The organism is Aulosira sp. FACHB-615, assembly GCF_014698045.1.
In the GTDB taxonomy this organism is placed as follows: Bacteria; Cyanobacteriota; Cyanobacteriia; order Cyanobacteriales; family Nostocaceae; genus Nostoc_B.
Genome location: NZ_JACJSE010000011.1, coordinates 144,793 through 169,639 on the forward strand (window position 1 = coordinate 144,793; position 24,847 = coordinate 169,639).

Annotated in this window: 17 protein-coding genes; 9 read left to right on the plus strand and 8 right to left on the minus strand. The window is 39.6% G+C overall.

Annotated features, from left to right (window positions below; genetic code table 11):
• Positions 1–261: 261 nt before the first annotated feature.
• Positions 262–1,596 (minus strand): phenylacetate--CoA ligase family protein, encoded by a 1,335-nt coding sequence (locus H6G77_RS19140; RefSeq protein WP_190872439.1) that lies wholly within the window; start codon positions 1,594–1,596, stop codon positions 262–264.
• 336 nt (positions 1,597–1,932) lie between these two features.
• On the opposite strand from H6G77_RS19140, the gene H6G77_RS19145 reads away from it, so the two are divergent.
• Positions 1,933–2,961 (plus strand): tRNA-dihydrouridine synthase, encoded by a 1,029-nt coding sequence (locus H6G77_RS19145; protein ID WP_190872440.1) that lies wholly within the window; start codon positions 1,933–1,935, stop codon positions 2,959–2,961.
• Positions 2,962–3,080: 119 nt separating this feature from the next.
• Here H6G77_RS19145 and H6G77_RS19150 read toward each other — a convergent pair whose 3' ends face one another.
• Positions 3,081–3,890: an SDR family oxidoreductase gene (locus tag H6G77_RS19150; RefSeq protein WP_190594006.1), complete on the minus strand. Its 810-nt coding sequence runs from the start codon at positions 3,888–3,890 to the stop codon at positions 3,081–3,083.
• Positions 3,891–3,989: 99 nt separating this feature from the next.
• Positions 3,990–5,372 (minus strand): ATP-binding protein, encoded by a 1,383-nt coding sequence (locus H6G77_RS19155; protein ID WP_190872441.1) that lies wholly within the window; start codon positions 5,370–5,372, stop codon positions 3,990–3,992.
• A gap of 86 nt (positions 5,373–5,458) precedes the next feature.
• Here H6G77_RS19155 and H6G77_RS19160 point away from each other — a divergent pair, with 86 nt between their 5' ends.
• From H6G77_RS19160 to H6G77_RS19170, 3 genes are all read left to right on the plus strand, one after another.
• Positions 5,459–6,151: a response regulator transcription factor gene (locus tag H6G77_RS19160; RefSeq protein WP_190594010.1), complete on the plus strand. Its 693-nt coding sequence runs from the start codon at positions 5,459–5,461 to the stop codon at positions 6,149–6,151.
• Between the two features lie 779 nt (positions 6,152–6,930).
• Positions 6,931–8,514, plus strand: coding sequence for a heme peroxidase family protein (locus H6G77_RS19165; RefSeq protein WP_190594012.1), 1,584 nt, complete (start codon positions 6,931–6,933; stop codon positions 8,512–8,514).
• A gap of 510 nt (positions 8,515–9,024) precedes the next feature.
• Entirely contained in the window at positions 9,025–12,981 is a 3,957-nt protein-coding gene (locus tag H6G77_RS19170; protein ID WP_190872442.1) for an Ig-like domain-containing protein, read from the plus strand.
• 88 nt (positions 12,982–13,069) lie between these two features.
• Here H6G77_RS19170 and H6G77_RS19175 read toward each other — a convergent pair whose 3' ends face one another.
• From H6G77_RS19175 to H6G77_RS19185, 3 genes are all read right to left on the minus strand, one after another.
• On the minus strand, positions 13,070–13,471 hold the full coding sequence (locus tag H6G77_RS19175; RefSeq protein ID WP_190872443.1) for a DUF2809 domain-containing protein: 402 nt from the start codon (positions 13,469–13,471) through the stop codon (positions 13,070–13,072).
• A 186-nt stretch (positions 13,472–13,657) separates the two neighbouring features.
• On the minus strand, positions 13,658–14,908 hold the full coding sequence (locus tag H6G77_RS19180) for an FGGY-family carbohydrate kinase (RefSeq protein WP_190872444.1): 1,251 nt from the start codon (positions 14,906–14,908) through the stop codon (positions 13,658–13,660).
• A 55-nt stretch (positions 14,909–14,963) separates the two neighbouring features.
• Positions 14,964–15,101 carry a hypothetical protein gene (locus tag H6G77_RS19185; RefSeq protein ID WP_190594020.1) on the minus strand — a complete coding sequence of 46 codons (138 nt, stop codon included), beginning with the start codon at positions 15,099–15,101 and terminating at the stop codon, positions 14,964–14,966.
• A gap of 283 nt (positions 15,102–15,384) precedes the next feature.
• On the opposite strand from H6G77_RS19185, the gene psaM reads away from it, so the two are divergent.
• From psaM to H6G77_RS19205, 4 genes are all read left to right on the plus strand, one after another.
• Positions 15,385–15,480, plus strand: coding sequence for a photosystem I reaction center subunit XII (psaM, locus tag H6G77_RS19190; RefSeq protein ID WP_062295108.1), 96 nt, complete (start codon positions 15,385–15,387; stop codon positions 15,478–15,480).
• A 605-nt stretch (positions 15,481–16,085) separates the two neighbouring features.
• Positions 16,086–16,310 carry a DUF3134 family protein gene (locus tag H6G77_RS19195; protein WP_190594022.1) on the plus strand — a complete coding sequence of 75 codons (225 nt, stop codon included), beginning with the start codon at positions 16,086–16,088 and terminating at the stop codon, positions 16,308–16,310.
• A gap of 325 nt (positions 16,311–16,635) precedes the next feature.
• Entirely contained in the window at positions 16,636–17,808 is a 1,173-nt protein-coding gene (locus tag H6G77_RS19200; protein ID WP_190872445.1) for an RNA-guided endonuclease TnpB family protein, read from the plus strand.
• Positions 17,809–18,061: 253 nt separating this feature from the next.
• Positions 18,062–19,453 carry an MATE family efflux transporter gene (locus tag H6G77_RS19205; protein ID WP_190595344.1) on the plus strand — a complete coding sequence of 464 codons (1,392 nt, stop codon included), beginning with the start codon at positions 18,062–18,064 and terminating at the stop codon, positions 19,451–19,453.
• A 316-nt stretch (positions 19,454–19,769) separates the two neighbouring features.
• Here the strand turns inward: H6G77_RS19205 and H6G77_RS19210 are convergent, their stop codons facing one another.
• Together H6G77_RS19210 and H6G77_RS19215 are read right to left on the minus strand one after the other, a co-directional pair.
• On the minus strand, positions 19,770–21,293 hold the full coding sequence (locus tag H6G77_RS19210; RefSeq protein WP_190872446.1) for a response regulator: 1,524 nt from the start codon (positions 21,291–21,293) through the stop codon (positions 19,770–19,772).
• Positions 21,294–21,415: 122 nt separating this feature from the next.
• Positions 21,416–23,230, minus strand: a complete 1,815-nt coding sequence (locus H6G77_RS19215) for a PAS domain S-box protein (RefSeq protein WP_190594623.1) — start codon at positions 23,228–23,230, stop codon at positions 21,416–21,418.
• A 470-nt stretch (positions 23,231–23,700) separates the two neighbouring features.
• Here H6G77_RS19215 and H6G77_RS19220 point away from each other — a divergent pair, with 470 nt between their 5' ends.
• Positions 23,701–24,591: a hypothetical protein gene (locus tag H6G77_RS19220; protein ID WP_190594624.1), complete on the plus strand. Its 891-nt coding sequence runs from the start codon at positions 23,701–23,703 to the stop codon at positions 24,589–24,591.
• Positions 24,592–24,847: the final 256 nt, after the last annotated feature.

The following is a 24,847-nucleotide window of genomic DNA, read 5'->3' on the forward strand; positions in this document are numbered from 1 at the left end:
GCGAGGGTGCAAGGGTACAGGGTATAGGGGTGTATATATCTAAAACCCTTACGCCACATACCCTTACACTCTTACACCCAATCTTCATAGACAATCTTTGTGCGTAAGTCCTGTTAATAAAAAATAGCTTACTCAATTAAGCCTAGCAAACAACAGTTAACTAACATTCAATTAGCCGTTTTTTAACTGAAAAATCGGTAAAAATCTTAAACCATAAATTAGGTACTAACTAAGTTATGGTTTAAATGCTTAAGCTCTGGTTTAAAGTCCTGTATTAACTTGACTTCTCTTAACTAAACGCTTGGCTTTTCCTTCACTACGAGGTAAGCTCTGTGGTGGCATCAACTTGACTTTAGCAGTTATCCCTAAACGATGTTCAATGTTAAATATTAATTGCTGCTCTAGCTCAACAAGTAAAGTTTGTTCTTGCGAAATTGAATTACAAACTTCAACCCAAATTTCAATATCATCAATTAAATTGATATTATCGTCAATCACAATCTGGTAATGAGGTATAATCCCAGGTAATCTCAATAAGACATCCTCAATTTCCGCAGGAAATAAAGTTTTATCTTTTATTCTAATTAAATCGTTAATACGACCCTTAACACGATCCATCCGGGTCAGAGTTCGACCACAAGCACAAGGTTGATAAAATAGGCGTGTAATATCACCAGTTCGGTAGCGAATTAGGGGTGTAGCCTCTTTAGTAATGGTTGTTAATACAAGCTCTCCATATCTTCCTTCTTCCATTTGTTCCCCTGTTTCTGGGTTAATAATTTCTGGAATAAAGTGATCTTCGTAAATATGCAACCCAACTCGATGAGGACACTCATGAGCTACCCCAGGGCCAATTACTTCGCTTAGTCCATAAGTATTATAAGCTACTATATTCCAACGTTTTTCAATGTCATCTCGTAATGCTTCACTCCATGATTCAGCACCAAAAATCCCCGCAGCCACAGACAATGAACGTAAATCAATACCTTCTTTTTCTGCCACTTCACTGATAGTGTATATGTAGCTAGGAGTACTCAATATAATGCCACTGCTAAAATCTTGTAAAAGTGTTAAATTCCGTTGAGGTGAGGAGCCAGAAGCCGGAACTACTGTAGCACCGATGCGTTCAATACCGTAATGAAAACCTAACCCACCAGTGGCAAGACTGTAACCGTAAGTGTTCTGGACGATAATCCCTGGTTCTGCACCACTAGCGGCTAATGCTCGTGCCGTTAGTTCCGACCATAGGTTTAAATCGTTATGAGTATAACCAACTACTGTGGGTTTGCCAGTAGTACCAGACGAGGCATGAAGTCGAATAATTGAATCCATTTGGACTGCAAACATTCCAAATGGATACTGTTTGCGTAAATCAGCCTTAGTCGTAAAAGGAAGCAGGGAAATATTTTCTACAGACCGAATATGACCAGGATGTATGCCAATAGCATCAAGCTTTTGTTTGTAAAAGGGTATGTTTTCATAAGCTCTTTCTACACATTTTATTAGTCGGTTTTTCTGTACTTCATATAATTCTTCCCGTGGCATGGATTCATACTTGCGATTCCAGATGTATGGTTCAAGAACTAATTTATTCATTGTCCTTAGAAAATGTTTTAACAGTCAAACTTGGAATATCATTTTCGTAAGAAAAAAGACAAGGACAGTTAAGACAGTTAAGGAAATATTTCACAGTTTTTTTAAATGTTCAGTAAGTCGATGCAATAAAACCAAACTATAGGACTCATATTTGATTTATGAAAAAAATCAGTACACCCAGATCAGCCGTCTTTCCTACTCCCTACCTACATAACTAGATTCAGAAATCAAATCGGATTCCTATATATAAATAAAAGTAAATAAGGCTCAAACCCTTTCTCCCCCTGCTCCCTGCCTTATTCTAATAATAATTATTTACACCGACCTACTTAATATATGTTCCAGGTATCGCTTCCCCAATCCCTCCACTCAGATTTACCTCTCACTGCCCTTGCACCCATGCAAGATGTGACAAATCTCAAGTTTATGAAGGTCATTGCTCATTACGGCAAACCTGACTACTTCTTCACTGAATATTTTCGCGTCAATGAAACATCACGGCTTAATCCCAAGATTCTGGCATCTATCACAGAAAACGATACTGGTTGCCCTGTTTTTGCTCAAATGATTGGTGAAAGCATTCCTGATTTAGTCCGAACAGCAAAGGAACTCTGTGGTTATAATATCGCTGGAGTTGACTTAAACATGGGTTGTCCCGCACCGAGAATCTACCGTAAACAAGCTGGAGGTGGATTGCTACTTGTGCCAGAAAAAGTAGATCGCATTTTGGCTGAACTCAGACAAACAGTTAATGACCGACCTTTGAGTGTCAAAATGCGCTTGGGCTTTGACAATAGCGATACTTTTTTCCAAATTCTAGATATCATCAATCGCCACAGTATTGATTTGTTGAGTTTACATGGTCGCACGGTAAAAGACAGATACCAAGGCAGGGTAAATTACGCTTTGATTGCCCAAGCGGTCAGACACGTCAATTGTCCCGTCCTGGCTAACGGAAACATCTACTCGGCAGCACAAGCAATGTCGGTGCTTGACCAAACAGGTGCGGTTGGTGTGATGGTAGGCCGTTGGGCAATTGGTAATCCCTGGATTTTTCATCAAATTCGCCAAGCATTGCGCTCTGAGCCAATTACGCCTGTTCCTTTAACAGAAGTACGCCACTACATTGACCGTTTATACCAAACTCCAGAAGCACCCAATATCCCAGAACGAGCGCGTATCGGCTACCTCAAACTATTTCTCAACTACATTGCTCTCAGTGTTGACAGCCAAGGTCATTTCCTGCGGCTAATGCGACAAGCGCAGACCGAAGTTGAACTTTTTCAGATATGCGATCGCTTTTTGTTGGCTGACCCTGCACAGACTTTAGCCTTAGCTCCTTTAATAACCAAAGACTTAACCTGACTGTTCAAGATAGGGATTAGGAAATTGTATTTGAGGAGCTTAAAGAATGGAAACCTTCTGGCGACAAGAAACGGTCGAATCTAAAACATACATTACTCATTACTCATTACTCATTACTTTTAAGTGGCAGTTGTTTTGCGAATAGTAGCAGCAGTAATACGATCAACCAATCCTGGCACAATTAGCCTTGCCCAAGGTAGTATCTTACCCTTCAAAGTCATGATATGTTCTCGTTTACGGCGCTCCATTGCCCAGATAATTTGACGCACACACTCTTCCACCGGCATATTGCCTTGGCTTTCATCACGCGGACTTTTACCTAATGGTTTTCCATCTGCGCCCAAGGCGCGTTGGCGAATATCTGTGGCGACAAAACCCGGCGAAATAACCACTACATCTACTCCTGTTTGCTGCAATTCCATCCGCAATGTATCAAAGAAACCTTGCATAGCATGTTTACTAGCAACGTAACCTGTACGAGTGGGTACACCTGTTTTGCCGCAAATGGAAGAAATTGCCACCAATAGTCCTCGACTGGCTTTCAAGTGGGGCAGGGCATAATGAGTACAGTAGACAGCACCCAAATAGTTAACTTGCATTACCCGTTCAAAAATTGAAAGATCAGTCACTTCATCAAAGCAAGTCAGCATTCCAATGCCGGCATTGTTGATTAAGATATCAATCTTTCCAAACTTAGCGATCGCTTTTTCCATCAACTGCTGACAAGCTTCTGGTTGAGTGACATCTGTTGGTACTGCAATCACCTCCGCAGAATAATTTGTACAAGCACTCAGCGTTTGTTCTAATCCTTCTTGATTGCGAGCAGCCAAAACTAAATTTGCACCCTGTTGGGCTAATGTAATTGCCAGCGTTCTGCCAATTCCAGCCGATGCACCCGTGAGAACAATGGTTTTGTTAGCAAATATCACTTTGTGTCCTTTGCGGTTTGATAAATTAAGCTTTTCGGGAATTTTTGCTCAGTACTCAGCACTTGCAAACTGGGAGTATAATTTCACCATCTGACATCCTTATGTGTTTTCTTGAGGAATCATGATCGTAAATGTCGTACCTGTACCTACTTTACTTTCTACGATAATTTCTCCTTGATGTAGCTCTACACATTTTTTGACAACTGCTAACCCTAACCCTGTTCCAGCAATATTTTCAACATTTTGGCATCGGTAAAAAGGCTCATATATTTTATGTTGCTCTGCTAATGGAATCCCAATTCCTTGATCAATAACTTGAAAAGTGATCAATTCCGCCTCAGATTTTAATTTTAAATAAACTGCGGTTTCGTTATTTGAATATTTGATAGCATTTAATAACAAATTACTGAGAATAGAATACAAGAGCTTTTCATCAATATTGGCTTTAAAAATAGAACCCCTTTTTTGAAATCGGATCATATTTGCCTTTTTAGCAAAAATCTGTAAATCTTCTACTAAATTTAAACAAAAATTTTCTAAATTTATCACTTGCAATTTAAAATCCAATTGACCTGCTTCGGCTCGCGTTAAAATTAATATATCCGTTAATATGTGATTCATGATTTTAGCAGAAGATTGAATACGAAAAATATTCTTTAAATGCTGTTCATCTACTAAAGTTTCGAGACTTTCTTTTAATAACTGTGATGAAAGTAAAATTATACTTAAGGGTGTCCGAAATTCATGAGAAATCATAGAAAATAATTGAATCTTTAAATCACCTATTTTCTTTTCTTGAGCTAAAGAAAATTCTAAGGCTCTAATTTGCTCACGTTTAATCCATTGCTTTTCCAGAATTATACATAAGCCAAGAATTATGATTAAAATTAAAAATGTTGTAAAAATTTCTATAAGAATTCGGAAATAAATACTTTGTTTTGATTGTTCTAACGAATCTTGGAGATGAGTTTGTTCTTCTGCTTTAATCTCTGCCATGACCTGCAAGATTTTTTCTCGAATCTGAACACTTCTAACGGTAATACTATTTTGGATTAACATTGACTTTTTATCTTTTTGGTAAAGTTCTATAGATTGCTCTAACAGAGATAATCTTTGATTGACTAATAAATTTAAACTTACCAATCGTTTTTCTTGACTCCCATAAGAATGTATTTGTTTTTGTAATATTTGCAGTTGAGAGCGCATATCTGCCTTTGCGTGATAATAACGCTGCAAATCCTGACTACTACCTAAAAAAATATATCCTCGTCTAGCTGATTCTGCGGCGGTCATTGCGCCATAGAAATTTGTCAAAGCATTGAGAGTTTGATATGTCTGCTGCACCCTGTTAGCTCCAGATTTGATTTCATCTGTGTTTTTCAACGAAACAAAACAGATAATTACCATCAGCAACAGGGTTAAACCAAAACCTCCCGTAATCCATTTTCCTGGGAAAGTCCATTTGATCAATTGCTGAGTCATAGATTGAGTTAAACAATAGTTACTTATACATGATAAATTTAAGGCATTGCTGATATATTTGCCTGTTACTCAATAAAAGATCAAATATGCGGATTTTAGTAGTTGAAGATGATATTCAACTCGCAGAAGTACTAGCAGAAGCACTCAACAGACGACAATATGTGGTGGATATTGCCAAAGATGGAGAAGCCGCTTGGAACTCTACACAATCCATGAAATATGATTTAATAGTCCTGGATATCACCTTGCCTAAGCTAGATGGAATTAAGTTTTGTCACCAATTACGTACTGTCGGCATAAACAATGCTGCACATCGTAATGCAACTATACCAGTGTTAATGTTAACAGCCCGTGACACCGTAGCTGACAAGATTGCTGGGTTAGATGCTGGTGCAGATGATTATGTAGCCAAACCATTTGATTTAGAAGAGTTAATGGCTAGAATTCGTGCGTTACTTAGACGGGGTAGTTCCAGCAGCACAGTAAGTCTGTTATGGGAAAAATTATACCTCAATCCCAGCACCTATGAAGCTACTTACGATGGCTATCCCCTATCATTAACTCTCAAAGAATATGCAATTTTAGAATTACTGGTTGCTAATGGTAGACGAGTACTAAGTCGTTCTAGCATTATTGAACAAGTTTGGTCAGTTGATGAATCTCCTGTTGAAGAAACAATCAGATCCCATATTCGGTGCATTCGACAAAAGCTGAAGGCGTTAGGTGCAGCAGAAAACTTCATTGAAACTGTTCATGGACTAGGATATCGCTTGAAATAGTCATCATGATGCTCATCTCATCAGCAGCGTTGAAAATTTAGCCATGATTATCTACACGAATTATACACAAACTCTACACGAGGGTTGCACATCAATATAATATTATGATGTTTGACCTTAAAAAGATAAATATCAAATTCAATTTTTAAGTATTGAATTTGGTATTCAATTGTTTCTATTTAATCATTTATCAGGGTTCATAAAATTTACGTGATTTGGAGTCATTAAATAAAACTGAGTTGACTAAGCTTATGAATAAATGTGACCGTGGTAGTGGTAGATATTACAATCGGATTTTAATTAATTGAGCTTTGTTCATCTATTACTTTCCGAAATTTTTAAATAAGCTAATAAAAACCTCTATTTTCTCTGTAAGAATAATTACCACTATCCTGTAAGTTTGCTGTTGTTATAAATTTTAGTTGGCAAATTTAGTACAGCTTAGTGTTTGATTAGCTTGCAAAGATAAAGGTTTAGTAAGTAGTTAAACATAATTAATTACACAAAGTCATTGCGAATGGAGCGAAGCGAAATGAAGCAATCGCAAGGGCTGGGATTGCTTCGCTTCGCTCGCAATGACTGTAATTAATTTTGCGTGTTTACTTATTGCCTTTAGGTTTTTATTATTTTTGTGTTTTCCCTTATTTTTAAAAGTAAAATCCAAGATTACTTCTGTGTTTTACAAGGACTGTGGCTGAGGTAAATGGATAGAGTCAGTTTTGTGCAGATGTCATAACTGCACATACTTGTTTTTTTGTTAAATAGTCTTAATGAAAATTATGAATAGCCCAAAAGTTAAAGGCTCGAAAGATAAAGCACTCTTAAAAAAGAAAATCCTTTCTATTTTAGCGATCGCTATTACTGCTATTTTTTCTATCGGTGTGATAGTTGGTGGTTTTCTTGACAGAGAAGTGAAAGCACAGTCTGTTGATGCAACTCTACCCAGTAGATTCGGCAGGATGTTTCGTAATCTACCACCCTTTGCGCCACCCAGCCCGATTGTTAAAAATGCTCTGATGGAAATGGGTAAACCAGGGGGTATCTTAGATGCTAAAGACAATTTAGCCGCAGGGCCAATAGCTCTCATTACTGATCCTACTCTCAACGTTAACAATCCCAACAACCCCACCCATACAGCTGGTACAACCTTTATGTCCCAGTTTTTGGATCTTGACATAACCTTTGATACGACATCTCGACTAGGCCAAGTAACACCTCCAGTCTCGGCAACAAACTCTCGAACCGCAGCCTTTGACCTTGATAATATCTACGGTTCTGGGCCGATAGGTTCGCCAAATCTATACGACCCTCAAGATCCAAGTAAACTGAAACTTGAAAGTGGCGGTTTGTTTGAAGATTTACCGAGAGATGCAAACAATCGAGCGATTATTGCCGACCCACGCGGTGATCAGCATCTCATTATCAGTGGATTGGTAACTGCGTTCTATAGCTTTCACAATCATCTGGTGGATTTAGTTAGATCCCAGTCTCCTAATATCTCGAACGATGATGTTTTTCGTCAGGCTCGTCAATTGACCACATGGCACTACCAATGGACAATTCTCCATGAATTTTTGCCCCTGGTAGTTGGTCAAGATATGGTGAATGACATCTTAAAAAATGGGCGTAAATTTTATAATCCCTTGCCAAATAGAGGATTTATCCCGGTTGAGTTTCAAATTGGTTATCGTATCGGTCACAGCATGATCCGGCCTTCTTACCGAGCTAACTTGGCTGGTGACAATGGCAAGCCCTTCTTTGCATTCATTTTCGATCCTTCTCAAGAGGGAAAACCTGATCCAGATGACCTCCGTGGTCGAGCAAGAGCAGCACGACGCTTTATTGGCTGGCAGACATTTTTCGACTTTGGAGATAATCAAGTCAGACCGAATAAATTAATCGATACGAAAATTTCTAGCCCACTGTTTAACTTGCCACTTCAGACTATTGGTTCCGGTACTCCTCCGACTTCACTTATCCAACGTAACCTGCTCCGACACCTGACTTGGCTACTACCATCTGGTCAAAGCATCGCTCAGAAGATGGGTGTACCTGTACTTAGCAAGTACGACTTGGCAGAACTGCGGAGTATTTACCCTACCTTCGATACTTCCACACCGCTTTGGTACTACATCCTCAAAGAAGCTGAACTGAAAGAAAAAGGCTTGCATCTAGGCCAAGTTGGCGGTCGGATTGTTGGTGAGGTAATTATCGGTCTGCTTCAGGTTGACCCAAATTCTTATCTAAATGTAAATCCGTCTTGGGTGCCAACTTTACCCACCAAAACTGGCAAACCTCAAGATTTTCGGATGACTGATCTCTTAACTTTTGCTGGTGTAGATCCGGCTAGTCGTGGTCAGTGATGTTATTCAGGACTGACGTAAATGTCACAATTGCTGGTTGGTGCGTGACGCTATAAATCTGATGACTATGTTCAAATCTTCTCGTTGCGTCACACACCCTACAGAAAAAATATGCCAGTTGCGTAAGTCCTATTATTATTTGACTTTTAATAACATAGTTTGGTTTATTTCCACCGACCTCACTACAACTGAGCAGCTTGATAAAATATCTAAACAGTAAAGAAAGCAAGTGAGCATAACTCACCTGCTTTTTGCTTTTTTATAAAAATTCTCTAAATTTACCTGTTCCTAGTATTTCCTTAACCTTGATTCAGTAAATTTTCGAGGACGATTTACACAGAAAAATTAGTCTCTACTTAATTTGCAGTATATACAAAAACACTCAATGCAGTCGCATAGAACTTGTTTTATCGGGACTGCCTAATTGAAGCCTAATTCTATGTTTACGAGCGATAGACAGACTTCTTTCGCTCTAAATTTCATGAGCTATACATCTGAGGAAAAATAGTAATGTCAATTCAATTTAATGGCTCTTATTCTGAGAACTTTGATAGTTTGGCATCTTCTGGGAACAGTAATGAACTTCCTACTGGTTGGGCATTGTTGGAAACTGGAACCAGTGCAAATGTAAACGGACAGTACACGGCTGGTACTGGCTCTAATACCGCAGGCGATACATACAGTTTCGGTGCAACAGGTTCTAGTGAGAGAGCTTTTGGAACCTTGCTTTCAGGTACGATAACTCCCACAATCGGCGCAAACTTTACAAATACAACAGGTAGCACAATTACAACATTGAATTTGTCCTATAGAGGTGAACAATGGCGTTTGGGTGCAACTGGTAGGGCTGATCGCTTGGATTTTCAGTACAGTCTGGATGCAACATCTTTAAATACAGGAACTTGGGTAGATGTTGATAATTTAGATTTCAATTCTCCCGTGATTACTGGAAGTGTGGGGGCATTAGATGGAAATACTAATAGCAGCCAAATCACCGCAAGTATTACAGGGCTAAATATCCCTAGTGGAGGCACCTTTTGGTTCCGTTGGGTGGATTTTAACGCCTCTGGTTCAGATGATGGTTTGGGAATTGATGATTTTTCGCTTTCTACTGGGGTTACACCGCCTGCGGTTCCCACAGTGGCGATCGCAGCTACCGATGCAACCGCCGCCGAATCTGGAACAGAACCAGGAACTTTCCGCATCACCCGCACAGGCGATACAACCAATGCGTTGACTGTTAATTACACTGTCGCTGGTGGTGCAAATCAGACAGACTACACACCAAACCTGACGGGTAGTGTGATCATCCCTGCTGGACAGTCCTTTGTGGATGTCACAATTACACCCGTGGATGACTCGCTGGTGGAAGGGAATGAAACAGTTACGCTGACGCTGGTGGATGCTGCTGATTATGATTTAGGTGCAACTGCCACAGCTACAGTCACAATTACCGATAATGATGTTGCGCCTGGGGCAGTTCGTATTCATGATATTCAAGGCACAGCACATATTTCACCACTCAATGGCCAAGGTGTGGTGAATGTCGCCGGGATTGTTACAGCGATCGCTTCTAACGGCTTCTACATCCAAGATCCCACTCCCGATAATAATGATGCAACCTCCGAAGGGATTTTCATTTTCACAGGTACTACTTCGGCTATTCTCAGCGCCCGTACTGTCGGCGAAGCAGTTTTAGTTAGTGGTACGGTATCAGAGTTTCGTCCTGGTGGTAGCTCTAACAACCTGACTATTACCCAAATCGGTAATAACAACAGCGTACAGAGTTTGAGTGTGAGTGCTTGGACAACTGCACCAACTACAACTATTACCCCAACAATACTAGGCAATGGCGGACGGACGATACCCACCCAGGTAATCAATGATGATACTAATGGGAATGTAGAAACAGGTGGAGATTTCGATCCGGTAAATGAAGGTATCGATTTTTACGAAAGTGTAGAAGGAATGTTGGTGCAAATCAATAACGCGATCGCCACATCTCCAACCGCCAACTTTGGTACTTCTGAAGAAATCTGGGTGCTGGCAGATAACGGTGCTAATGCCACAAGTATTACTGAGCGCGGTGGCAGCTTGATTACAGCCACGGACTACAATCCAGAACGGATTCAAATTGATGATTTAATCAATGGCTCAATCACATTGCCTGATGTAAATGTCGGCGCTCAACTCAGTACAATTACAGGTGTGGTCAGCTATGATTTCAACAATTATGAAGTCCTGGTTCCATCTGCACCTATAGAAGTACAGGCATCTACTTTACAAAGAGAAGTTACAAACTTAACAGGCACTGCTGATCAATTGACAGTTGCAACTTTCAACGTGGAAAATCTTGATCCTGGTGATGGTGCAACTCAGTTTGCTAACTTGGCTAACCGGATTGTGAATAACTTGCGATCGCCTGACATTATCTCTCTAGAAGAAATTCAGGATAATAATGGGGCGATTAATGACAGTGTGGTGGATGCCAGTGTAACTTTTCAGACATTGATAGATGCGATCGCTCAAGCTGGTGGCCCTACCTACGAATATCGTCAAATTAACCCAGTGGATGATACCAACGGTGGTGAACCTGGGGGTAATATTCGTGTCGGCTTCTTGTTTAACCCCAATCGCGTCAGCTTTGTTGACCGTCCTGGTGGTGGTTCTACTACGAACATTTCCGTTACTAATGCTGATGGTACTCCTACCCTTTCTACTAGTCCTGGGTTAATTGACCCGACAAACCCCGCTTTCAGCAGCAGCCGTAAACCTTTAGTTGGTGAGTTTATCTTTAACGGTCAAAGTGTTTATCTCATTGGTAATCACTTTAACTCCAAAGGTGGCGACCAACCTTTATTCGGGCCAAATCAACCGCCAGTTCTCAGCAGTGAAGCGCAACGCCAGCAACAAGCCACAATTGTCAGAAACTTTGTGCAAGAGATTTTGACAATTGACCCGAATGCGAATGTGGTTGTGCTAGGTGACTTGAATGATTTTGAGTTTTCTAATCCTCTCACCACATTAGAAAGTGCGGGACTGACTTCTTTAATTGAAACGCTACCAGCAAACGAGCGTTACACCTATAACTTTCAAGGTAACGCCCAGGTACTTGACCATATTTTGGCAAGTCAGAACTTGGTGAATAACTTAGATGGCTATGATGTTGTTCATATCAACTCAGAGTTTTTTGATCAAGACAGCGACCATGATCCGGTTTTGGCCAGATTTAATTTACCACCAGCCAACCAAGCACCAACGGCAGTGACATTTAATAATACTGTTACCAGTATCAACGAAAATACCAACACAACTAACCGCATCAAAGTTGCAGATATATCTATTACCGATGATGGACGAGGTACAAATAACCTGAGTTTGACTGGTGCAGATGCGAGTTTATTTGAAATCGATAATTCTGTATTGTATCTGCGGGCTAACACTAACTTAGATTTTGAAACCCGTTCTAACTACAGTGTGACGGTGGCTGTTGATGATCCGACAGTTGGTAATACTCCCGATGCTACTGCTAATTTCTCCTTAGCTGTCAATAATATCAACGAAACACCAATTGCGAATAATGACAGCGCCACTACCACTGACATTAAACCAGCAATTATTAATGTCTTAGCTAATGATAGCGACCCAGATAGTAATCCCCTGACTATCAACAGTTTCACTAATCCTACAACAGGTACTTTAGTCAGAAATAACGACAACACCTTTACCTACACACCGGAAATTGGCTTTACTGGGACTGACAGTTTTACTTACACCGTTAGCGATGGTAATTTAACCACCACCGCTACAGTTAATCTCACCGTTACCCTTGGTAGTAACCAGATTAACGGCACTAACGGCAGTAATATACTTTTGGGAACTAGCAGAATCGATATTATCCGAGGTTTGGGGGGTAACGATATTATTAGCGGCTTAGGTAATAACGATGTCATCTATGGTGGAGATGGCAATGACATGATAGATGGTGGCGCTGGTAATGACAGTCTCTATGGTGAGAAAGGCAATGATATTCTGACTGGTGGAGATGGCAATGACACCTTGAATGGTGGTGCTGGTGAAGATATGCTGCTTGGTAATGGTGGTAATGACATCCTTATCGGTGGCTTAGGTCGAGATATTCTGACTGGTGGCAATGGGAGAGATAGTTTCTATCTGAATAATGGGGCTGGAAATGCCGATATCATCACTGACTTTGTATCGGGCGTTGATAGCTTTGTGATTTCGCAGTCAGAGTTTGGGTTTAACCAGGTAATAGGTACACTAGAGCCTAGTTTATTCCGTCTGGGTACAAGTGCCACCGCAGCCAGCGATCGCTTTATCTACAACAGAAGTAGCGGTAAACTATTCTTTGATCAAGATGGTATTGGTAGTGTCGCCAAAGTCCAAATAGCGCAAATATCTAATCGACCAACTCTGAGCAGTACTGATTTTAATGTGATTGCATAACGGAGTAATATCTAAGACTTACATAGGGGTGTATCTAACTCTTACACCCCTACACCCAATCTTCACACGCCAGTTTACTCAAGTCGCATTATTTTAATTTTGCTCCCCGAACTATCAGCAGCAACCACAGCCACCCTAACCCACTGCCAATAAAATAATAGGGGAAATCTACCCAAGTGAAAGCTGTACCCATTAACATTCTTCCCCACCAAAATGAACGCACCCAATTTAAAAAAGGTGGATGCCATAACTGCATAAATTCTAATAAACAAGTAATGGCTAATACCCATAAAGGGATTTGCCAAACTGCCTTGCGAGTCGGAATAAATAGAAAGGCCAGCAAGCACCAAAATATCTCATAAAAAATCCCTCCTACTTCTTGGTTTAACCACCCAATAGAATAGCGATAGTGGCTGTATAAAAGTCCAACAGGCAGAACAATAATTAGTGAAAGAATGGTGCGCCAGCGAATGTTTGTCAGTGATAACATTGAGCATTTCCGAATTATAGGGGGGACAAGGTAGACAAGGGAGACAAGGGGGACAAGGGAGAGAGATATAACAGTTGAAGAAGTATAGGTGAGTAAATTTAAAAGGCATACATGCTAGGTATAGTCAGACTTTTACCTCCTGCCTCATCTCGACTGCGCTCGGCGACCTTCTGCCACATTTATAAATCATTGAGGATTGCAATATTTTGTTTTAGCTAAAAGTGCTGTCCCGTAAGCGGCTTCGGTGTAAACTGAAGCAACGACAGGTACTCTTAAATGTCGTTGACGAATAGCAGTCCAAGTAGAATTTGCTGCACCGCCACCTGCTGTATATACTCGTTGTACTTGATTTGCGCCCAAGCTTTGTAATAGTTCATATCCCCTGGCTTCTATCCGGGCAATACTTTCTAGTAAACCGTGTAAAAATTCTTTTGGTGTTTCTGGACGTGGTGTGAGTCGTGGCGGTAATTTGGGGTCATTAATCGGAAAGCGATCGCCTGGTTGTAACAAGGGATAATAATCTAAGTTACTGACTTTGGCTGGATCAATTTCTCTACTCAAATTTTCTAACTCTGCATTCGTAAAAAATTCTCGCAACACTGCACCACCCGTATTAGACGCACCGCCAGTCAACCACAAATCACCAAACCGATGACTGTAAATTCCATATCTGGCATCTTCTATCCGAGTATGGCTCAATAATTTCAGTACCAAGGTTGAACCCAGCGATGTCACCGCTTCTCCTGGTAATTCTGCACCACTGGCAATAAAAGCAGCAATACTATCAGTTGTACCCGCACACACTAAGCAATCGCGGCGAAAACGAAATTGCATTGCAATATCTGGGCGAATTTCGGCAATGGGTGTCCCTGGTGCTAAAACTTGCGGTAACTGAATCGGTATTGCTAGTTGGTTTAACCATTCTGGATATTGCAAAGCTTCCACGTCATAGCCTAGCTTTAAAGCATTGTTGTAATCACTAATACCTAATTGTCCATGCAGCAAAAAAGCTAACCAATCGGCTTGGTGGAAGAAATAGCGAGCTTCTGCAAAAAATTGTTGCTGTGACATCCACAGAAGTTTGGCGAGGCTGGAGGTAGCACTTAATACTGTATGGTTTGGTGGTGCAATTTCTCTTAGCTGCTCTAGTACCACCGCCCCCCGCGCATCGTTGTAAAGTAAAGGCTCATCTACAGGCTTACCAGCCCCATCACAAAGCAGAACAGTAGAAGAAGTACCATTAATAGCGATCGCCTTGATTTGTTGCCGTAATGGCTCAGGAATATCGGCTAATAAACTCCATAACCTATGACTCCAATGTTGAGCCGTCTTTTTCTGCAAAGGATAGCGCACCTCTGTTTGCACATTCCCTTGCTCATCAATGACCACTGCCCTTGCGCCAGAGGTTCCATAATCAATCCCTAAATACAAATCCATATTTTTATAAATTTTTATTGATCGAGAGTAAAACCCTATCCCCTTGTGGGTGGGGTTATAAGCGAGCCAGGAACTCTGGTACATTAGGATTATCTACCTGAGACATGACATTTCTTAAATGCAACGCCAGTTGTTGAGGAATAAGAAAAAGTGGTTTGTCCGTGATGGTAGAAACAATTGAATCTGTATTCACTGTTGTGAAATAGATTCAAATTCTTCTCCCTACAAGCAGCTTGGCTGTGCCGGGGAGACAGGGTACAGTCAATTATCCGTATGTTTCGACCGATTATTTCGGTTAGTTACAAGCCGCATCCCTTTGTGGGTGGGGCAGTTGACAATGAAAGATAACTATAGACTACTGATTCACCAGGGCTATTGTTGCATCTTGTAACAAGATATTCCCCAAAATCGGCAAAACAAGGAAAAGTAGTAAACGAACTGTCGAAAATCGATTTAAGTTTAGGAGGTTTTCAACAATGACCATCTCAGATACCCAAGTTTATATTGCTCTAGTTGTGGCGCTAATTCCAGGCGTTCTGGCTTGGCGTTTAGCGACAGAACTTTACAAGTAAGCCCTTGCTCTGAATTTCTTAAGCAGAGCTTCACAGTAAGTGCCACACCCTTACACAACAATCAGGCTTTGCTTGGTTGTTGTGTTTGTGTTTAGGGAGGGAACAGGGAAAGTTAAATAGGAAGTTGACAGATATAGCAGTTTGTCTACATTGCACGCATCAAGAGTGATCAAATTATGTGTAGGACTCATACTTGATTTATGAAAAAAATCAGTACACCCAGATCAGCCGTCTTTCCTACTCCCTGTTTATACCAATTCTGTATGAAGATGTACTCAATTAAAGAACGAACCACAAAGGGCGCATAGACGCGATAGCGGCTTCCCGCAGGGTAGGACACAAAGAAAGAAAAGATAAAAGATTAAATGCAGCCTCACATAGAATTGGTATTACACAACTAGATTCAGGAATCAAACCGTATTCCTATAGGCGATCGCACAAAAAAATTTACTTCGCAAATTAACCGCAAATCGTTCTTGTGGAGAGAAGAACATCTGCCAAAAGTCAGAGGTTTTTGAAATTACACAAAGCAAACTGTTAATCATACCCAGTTGCAACTGCTCAAAGCAATTTGGGATACAGATAGATTCTTCGGGGGTAAAAAGATGGTTAAGCTATCTAACCCTGCTCTCCACGAAGAACCCCGTTATCAGTCAACAGCGATTATTGCGCTGAGACAAGAACAATCTTTGCTTGATTGGTTAGCAAGTACTGGTCGATTAGAACCTTATGTATTTGTGGAACACTATTACGAAGATGAGGAAGACGACGAGGAAGAAGTGGTTGAGCAGTGTGAATATGAAACAGGGGAAATAGACCATTTAGCTTAATCAAAAAGAAGCCCCACATCTGACCCGAAGGGCAGTGTGGGATGAATTTTTGGCTGACGACGAATTGACCCACAACCAATTCAATCCGCTTTCCTTGACAGGACAGGGGGTAGGTGAGGAGTCAGCATTGTTTATGCTTGGTAACGAGTCAATAAGCTCATCTATCACTTGAGTCATTGTTTTGTCAGCATACTCTGCGTATTCTTTGAGCTTACTGAATCTGCGTTCAGACATTCTTAATCTTAATTGTTTGTTTTTCATCCCAGTTACACAATGGTTACACATCATGTAATGTTGTTTCTAGGTCGAAAAACAAGGATAAGTGATGAAAACCTCATACCAATACAAAATCAAACCCACTAAAGAGCAAGCAGAAAAAATTGATAAAACGCTGGAGATGCTGCGTTGTCAGTATAATTATCTGCTTGCTCAGAGGTTTGACTGGTATGAACAAAATCGCTGTCCTATCGATAGATGCCCATTAATTTGTCATTTGCCGGAGTTAAAAGAGCAGCCCAACTATTACAATCAAAAAGCGTCTTTAGTTCAACTAAAAATTGATAGACCTTGGTACAAAGAGATTCACTCTCAAGTATTGCAGGAAGTCCCTAAAAAAGTTGAATTGGCTTTTGATAGATGGTTGAAAGGTGATGCTAACGGCAAAAAGTCTGGTAGACCTAGATTTAAAGGGAAAGGACAATATAAAACTTTCACTTATACCCAATTTAAACAACATCATTTTGTTAACAACAAAATGATGTTGTCAAAGATTGGTGATGTTAAGGTAATTGTCCATAGACTTATCCCTGACGGATTTGATATTAAAACTGTATCTGTTACCAAGAAAGCAGATGGTTACTACGTGACTCTGAGCCTTGATGACAAAACAGTACCAACTGTCAAACCAGATTTCAATCCCGACAATATTGTTGGTATTGATGTTGGGTTAATTGATTTTTATGTAGCTTCTGATGGTTCTAGAATCGCTGCACCGAAGCATTTACGAAAAGCTGAACGTAGATTAAAATCAGCACAGCGTAGGGTGTCAAGACGGAAAAAGGGTTCTAATCGTCGTAGAAAAGCTATTCAAAAATTGAGTAAACAGCACAAAAAAGTCGCTGATACTCGCAAAGACTTTCACTTTAAAACAGTTAAATTACTGCTTGATAAGTATGATGTTGTAGCTGTTGAAAAGTTGAATATTAAGGGACTGGTTAAAACAAGACTGGCTAAAAGTGTTAATGATGCCGGATGGGGACAGTTTGTAACAATACTTTCAAATAAAGCCGAAAATGCTGGTTTGAAGGTAATAGCTGTTAAACCAAATGGTACTAGTCAAGAATGTTCTAACTGTGGTCACAAAGTTAAAAAGCTGTTATCTCAAAGAATGCACAATTGCCCTGCTTGTCATACTAGTCTGTGCAGAGATTTGAATGCGGCTATAAACATAAAGAACCGTGGGACGCATGGTCTTAAAGCTCAATTAATGTCTTCCTAGAAGAGTCATTGAGAAGCCCACACTCACCCGAAGGGGAGTGTGTGGAGTACGTCACAGGAGTGAAATTCGCTACCAACGACATAAACTGCTGTTGATGTAGCAGAATTTAGGAGTCAGAAGTCTAAAGTCAGAACGACAATAGACTATCTATCTAGTTTTGATAACTAATTTGTCTACTTCACTCACGCTTTGCCATCTTTTGCAAAAGCGGAAGATGGCAAATTTCCCCATCCTCAAGTAATTTTCAAATCTAATGAGCAAGGACAATACCAGTGGCTCCAGATTGATTTCTGAAGTTAAACAATGTCTGCTGTTAGCTGTTCCACTAGCAGCAGCCCAACTAGCCCAATCAGCGACCGGCTTTGTCGATACAGTGATGATGGGTTGGTTAGGCAGTCAGACGATCGCATCTGGAGGCTTGGGTGTGGCAGTATATACCTTTTGTTTGATGATTACTACAGGTATTATTGCTGCTGTTAGCCCCTTAGCAGCAGAAGCATACGGAGCCGGGAAGCCTGAACAAGTTGGTCAAATTGTGCGACAAGGGTTAAGAATCTCCCTGCTATTAGGCATTCCAATTACAGTATTACTTTGGCATGGTAGTACTTTGCTGGTACTGTTGGGGCAGGATGTGAATGCAGCCTCACTAGCACAAACTTATTTAAGAGCGATCGCTTGGGGTTTTATCCCTGCATTGGGTTTTGCTGTATTCAAAAGCTTTCTGTCTGCCCTTTCCCAACCGCAGTTAGTGATGGTAACTGTTGTCTTGGGTACGCTGCTCAATATTACAGCTAACTATGTTTTAATGTTTGGCAAATTCGGACTACCCGCCCTAGGACTAGCTGGTATTGGTTGGGCAAGTACTTTGTCACTGTGGAGTATGTTTATTACTCTAGCTATTTATGTATTTAGTCAACGTCGCTTTGCAGTTTATAAAATATTTCAGTTGTCATCTATTACTAACTTCAACCAACAAAATTGGCGCATTGTTTGGGAAATTTTTCAAATTGGTTTACCAATCGGCGGATTAGTTGCTGTAGAAGCCGGATTATTTACCGTTGTCACCTTTATTATTGGGCAATTAGGAACAACTGCGCTCGCCGCCCATCAAATTGCTTTGCAAACAGCTTCGATGTCATTTCAGATGGCCTTGGGTATTTCTTTGGCAACGACAGTGCGTGTTGGGCAATTAGCGGGAGAGGAAAACTTACAGGGTGTCCGCTTGGCTGGATATGTAGGTATTGCCTTGGGGGCTTTATCAATGGCGATCGCGGCTCTAATATTTTGGTCAGTTCCCAAATTGATTGTTTCGCTTTATCTCGACACTCACAATTCAGACAATCAAGATGTTGTCAATCTAGCAATCAAATTACTAGCAGTTGCAGCAATTTTTCAAATTGTTGATGGCATCCAAGTCACTGCCTCTGGAGCATTACGCGGTTTAAAAGATACTCGTATCCCACTGTTAATTGGGATTTTTGCTTACTGGTGTGTTGGCTTATTGATGGGTTACGCCCTGGGAATTGGTTTTGGTTATGGTACTATCGGCCTGTGGTGGGGATTAGCCATAGGTTTAGCTAGTGCGGCTATAGTTTTGAGTTGGCGATTTAGGATTATGTCATCTAAGTGGGAAAAGAGAGACTAGTACAGTTCGGCGGAAATAAACCGACCACACTTCGACTACTTCGGCTGCGCTCAGTACAAGTACGCTCAGTGACCATAAGAAATTGCTAAAAAGCTTGTGGTATCACTATTCTTTCTTTTTCCTTTTGACCTTTGACTTTTGCCTTGTTGTACTAGTCTCTTGACTTATACCAAATTAAAAAATGATTGCGACAGATGGATGGCTCAAAAGCTTACCGATCAACCCTTACCCAATCCAAAATCTGTCTTGAAAAGTTTGCTCAAGTCGGGGAACCCGCCCACGCAACTTTTCGCAAAATCTAAAATCCAAAATGGTATTAACTGATTTCTAAATCACTCAATGTTAAAGTAAACGTTGTCCATCCCTGATGGCTGGTGACTTGGATACTACCTTGTAGCTGTGTGACTAACTTCTGGACAATTGCTAAACCTAGGCCTGTACCACCTTGGTTCCAAATATCTGCATTAGGGAAGCGGTAAAATTTTTGAAAAATTTTGGGTAATTCATCGACGGGAATTTCTGCTGAGTTACTTATGGTAAAAATCATTTTGGCTGGAATTTCAGCAGTTTCATGGCTAACACTCAACACAATTTCGCCACAAGCAGGTGTATATTTACAAGCATTGTTAAGTAATTCTACTAAGATACGTTCTAAGCTAGGACGATCAGAAAATAATGCGGGTAAATTTTCTGGTAGATAAAGGTGCAAGGTTTGTTGATGTTCTTGAGTGCGAATTTGAAATGGCTCGATGAGCCAAGGTAGCCACTGTTGTAAAACTAATAAATCAGGAGCAAGTAGGAGATTTGATGAACTTTCCAGGCGTTGTAACTCTAGTAAGTCGTTGATTAGTGCCATTTCCCGATCGCACTCGGTTTCTAAAATGTCCAGAAAATAATGCTGTTCTTGAACAGCCGTTGATATCTGTAACATTTGAATCATACCTTTCATGTGATAGAGTGGCGATCGCAATTCATGGGAAACTAAATTTAAAAAGTCATTTTTGAATTGATTAAGCTGTTCCCATTGGGCTACAAGTTGCTCTTGCTGCATTTGCTTTTCTTTCGCTGCCATTGCCTGTAGTCTTTCTGTTACATCCCGAAACACTAACACCGCACCAATGAGATGGTTTTTATCGTCTTTGATGGGTGCAGCACTGGGATCTATTGGTGTTTCGGTACCGTTTTGAGCAATTAAAATAGTGGTAGTTGAAAAAGGTGCGATCGCCTCTGATGCTAAAACTGTTTTGATAGGATTTTCTAAAGCTTCTCTAGTATTGATATCAATAATTTTAAATACTTCTGCTATATTTTTAGCGATCGCTTCTGCCTGTGTCCACCCCGTCAACTTTTCCGCCACCGGATTCATAAAGGTGATCAGTTGATTGCGATCGCTAGATATCACACCATCACTAATACTATTAAGTAATGTCGCTAACCATTTTTGGTTAGTTTTCAATTGTTGTTCTAGTTTATGCTTTGTTAGCGCAATTTCAATATTTGTTTTTAGTTCTCTTTCTTTGAAAGGTTTGAGTAAATAACCAAATGGTTCGGTTATTTTAGCTCTTTCTAAGGTATCCTCATCTGCATAAGCCGTTAAATAAATTATCGGTATATCTAAATATTTATGAATTTCTGCTGCTGCTTGTATGCCATCCATTTGCCCTTTTAAACGGATATCCATCAGTACTAAGTCAGGGCGAAATTCTTTAGCTTTATTAATCGCCTCTTGTCCAGAAGAAGCAATTGCAGAAACTGTATAGCCAAATTTTCTCAGTCTATTTTGTAAATCCTTAGCAACAATAGATTCGTCTTCTACAACTAAAATATTCGCGTCTGTCATGTATTTGTATTATCAAATGAATTACCAATCATAGACAAATTAAATATCTAAAAAAGCAACTATATGTAATTAAAACTTTCTTAGCACCTCCTGTATACTTATAAAGTAGTATCCCCTTTAATTTAGACTAAGGGAAATGTTATTTGAAATTCTACACCAGTATGACTGTTAATCTTAATATTTCCCGAAATTTGTTGAGTTAATGCCTCAACCAACTGCCAACCTAAAGATGCTGTATTTTGGAAATTGAAATTAGGTGGTAAGCCGACTCCATTATCGCTAACAAAAATAGTAAAATTTTGATTTAAATCTTCGGTGATTCCCACAGTGATTTCGCCATTCCTCCCATTAGGAAAACCGTATTTTAAAGAGTTAGATACTAGTTCATGTACAATTAAACCACAGGGAATTGCCAAATCTAAACCGAGTAAAACCTGATGTTCAAGATAAAACCTTAAAGAAATTGCACCTGCATTAATTTCGTAAGAGCTAAATAAACTTGCAACTAAATCTTGAATATATTCACCAAAATCAATACGAGCTAAGTCAGGAGATTGATACATTTTCTCATGTACCAATGCCATTGATTCGATGCGCTGCTGACTTTTTTGAAAGACATACATATCTTCTTGTTCTTTAATATAGTCAGATTGTAAATTCAGCAGACTTGAGATTACTTGTAAATTATTTTTGACCCGATGGTAAATTTCTTTGAGTAAAACTTCTTTTTCGAGTAATGATGCTTGAATTTGTGCTTGAGATTGTTTGCGATCGCTAATATCTTCAATCACAGCAATAAAATACTTTGGCTCTCCCGAAGAATGGTGTGTTAACGAAACAGTCAAGTTAATCCAGATTACAACACCATCTTTGCGAAAATAACGTTTCTCGATGGAATATGTTTGGATATTACCTACTAATATTTCATCAACATATTTCAAAGATTCATTTAAATCATCTGGGTGAGTAATTTCCTGAAAGGTGCGTAACTCTAATTCTTCGGCTGTATAACCAACAATATCGCAAAGCCTTTGGTTAACTAATAACCATCTGCCATCTAAAGCTACATGGGCAATTCCTACTGCTGCTTGATGAAATGCCGTCCGAAATCTCTCTTCACTATCTCTTAATGCCTTCTCTATTTGTTTACGTTTAGTAATTTCTATCTCTAGTGATTTATTGATTTTTTTTAACTCTGCTGTGCGTTCTTCTACTTTAATTTCTAGTTGTGTGAGTATTTTACTTAAAGTTTCTTCGGTTTGCTTACGTTCAGTAATATCTGTATGTGACCCTACCATCCGGACGACATTATTATTTTCATCCCACAAGGCTTGACCCCGATCTAATATCCATTTATACGTCCCATCTTTACAAAGTACCCGAAATTCTTTAGCGTAAAATGGCGTAACTTTGGCAAAGTGATTCTGCACCGCTTTGACTACAGCATCTAAATCATCTGGGTGAATCCTTGTCCAAATTTCTTGCAGATGATTTTTAATTTCATCGTCTTCATAACCAAGCATTTCTTTCCAACGAGAAGAGAAAAAAACTTGATTTGTTTTAATATTCCAATCCCAAATTCCATCATTATTGCCACGCAAAGCTAATTGCCAACGTTCTTCACTTTCTCTGAGTACTTCTTCTGTGCGTTTGCGTTCAGCAATTTCTGTGGCTAATTGCGAGTTTGCTGCTTCTAGTTGTGCATGGCTAGGTAAAGCTAATGCTTGAGGTATTAATGGCACAAGTTGTACAGCTGTAATGACTGAAATCAAAGCTGTGATGGCTTTAATCAACCCTGATAACCAATAATTTGGATACCAAAGTGTCCAAACATCCATCACATGAGTTGTACCGCAAGCAATGATAAATGCACCAAACATTAAAAATATCCAGTCAAACGGCAAATCTTCGCGTTTGCGGACAAAATAAACCAGCATGAATGGAATTGAATAATAGGCTATTGCAGTGAGTGAGTCGGAAATAACATGCAACCCAACCAATGCCGGCTTCCAGAGATAGCAATGTCCGTGGGGAATAAACTGGTTAGTAAAAAAAAATTATCTAAAAATGCCATCCTCAAAACCTGTTAATTGTAAAAGTCTTTACCGGAGGATCATGGTTGTGGAATAGTTTTCTAACTGCTCAGTGTGCAGACACTCCTAAAGTACTTGTATCCTTCATACTGCATAATAATCGGCTTTTTAACTAAGTAATGTAATAAATATTGATTGACATCAAGTTATCTTAAAAGTCCGTGACTTGTTACCGTAAATTTTCTGAAATTGAGTTTATGTTGTATAACAAATATAACTTAGTTTTGATAACTTTTGTCTTGATTAGTTATCTTATGAGCAGTTAAGTAACATTTTCATTAAAATGCTCTGTTAAATTGGAGGATAAAAACAAAATGAAGCGTTTTTGGACGGGAATTATTGTATTAACTAGCCTATTGATAGTACCTGCTTGCTCATCGGTGACAAAATCGGATAAAACGCAGGTATCTGGTGGTGACTCACAACATACTGATCATCAGCATAGTATGTCGAGTGAACATCAGGGACACTCAATGGAACATTCTGGGGATGAAGCTAAGACAAAAATTACTACCCAAGCAAAACTAACTGCGCCAAAAAATTTGATACCAAATCAGCCTGTTAATTTAGTGATTAATGTTCAAGATACTGCTGGTAAATCTATCGACAAGTTTGATACTTTTCAAGAAAAACTGATGCACTTAATTATTGTGCGCGAGGATTTAGCATCTTATGATCATATTCATCCCAGTTACAAAGGTAATGGTCGTTTTGAAGTGAGTGCAACTTTTTCCAGTCCTGGTAACTATAGTTTGTTTAGTGACTATAAACCCTCTGGACAAAATGAAGCAATATCATTAATGCAAGTTAAAATTCCTGGTTCAATTCCTTTACCAAAAAGTTTAGAAAAATTTGAGAAAATTAAAGTCATATCTAATACTAAAGTTAATCTCGATGCTGCCAATCAAAACATTCAGGCTGGTAAAGAAGTTACCTTAAATTTTGATATCAAAGATGCGGCAAATAATCAGCCAGTTAAGGATTTAGAGCCTTATTTAGGCGAAAGAGGTCATTTAGTGATTGTGAAAAGTTCATCGCCGTTGACAGTTAATGATTATATCCATGCTCATGCCCACAAGAATAGTGCAGATGGACAGATAAAATTCGTCACTAACTTTCCTCAACCTGGAACTTATAAACTGTGGATGCAATTTCAGCGTAATGGTAAAGTTGGTACAGCAGATTTTTGGGTAAATGTAGTGTAAGTTTTGCGATCGCCTATTACAGTGTTAGTAGTCGTATCATTGGCAGTAAACAACAGGCGATCGCGGTTATGTTTATTTCATAGAAATCATACATCTATCTAAAAGTAGATTTTGATAATTATTTGAAATAGCTGAACATGATATCAAATTTGTTGCATGAGGGTTGCAATTAAGTATCAATCAGTTTATTGTGTTTGATTAAATCACGTAAATTTGTACTGTTTGTTGAGAAAAGCGAGTAAAAAAAGTAGTAGGG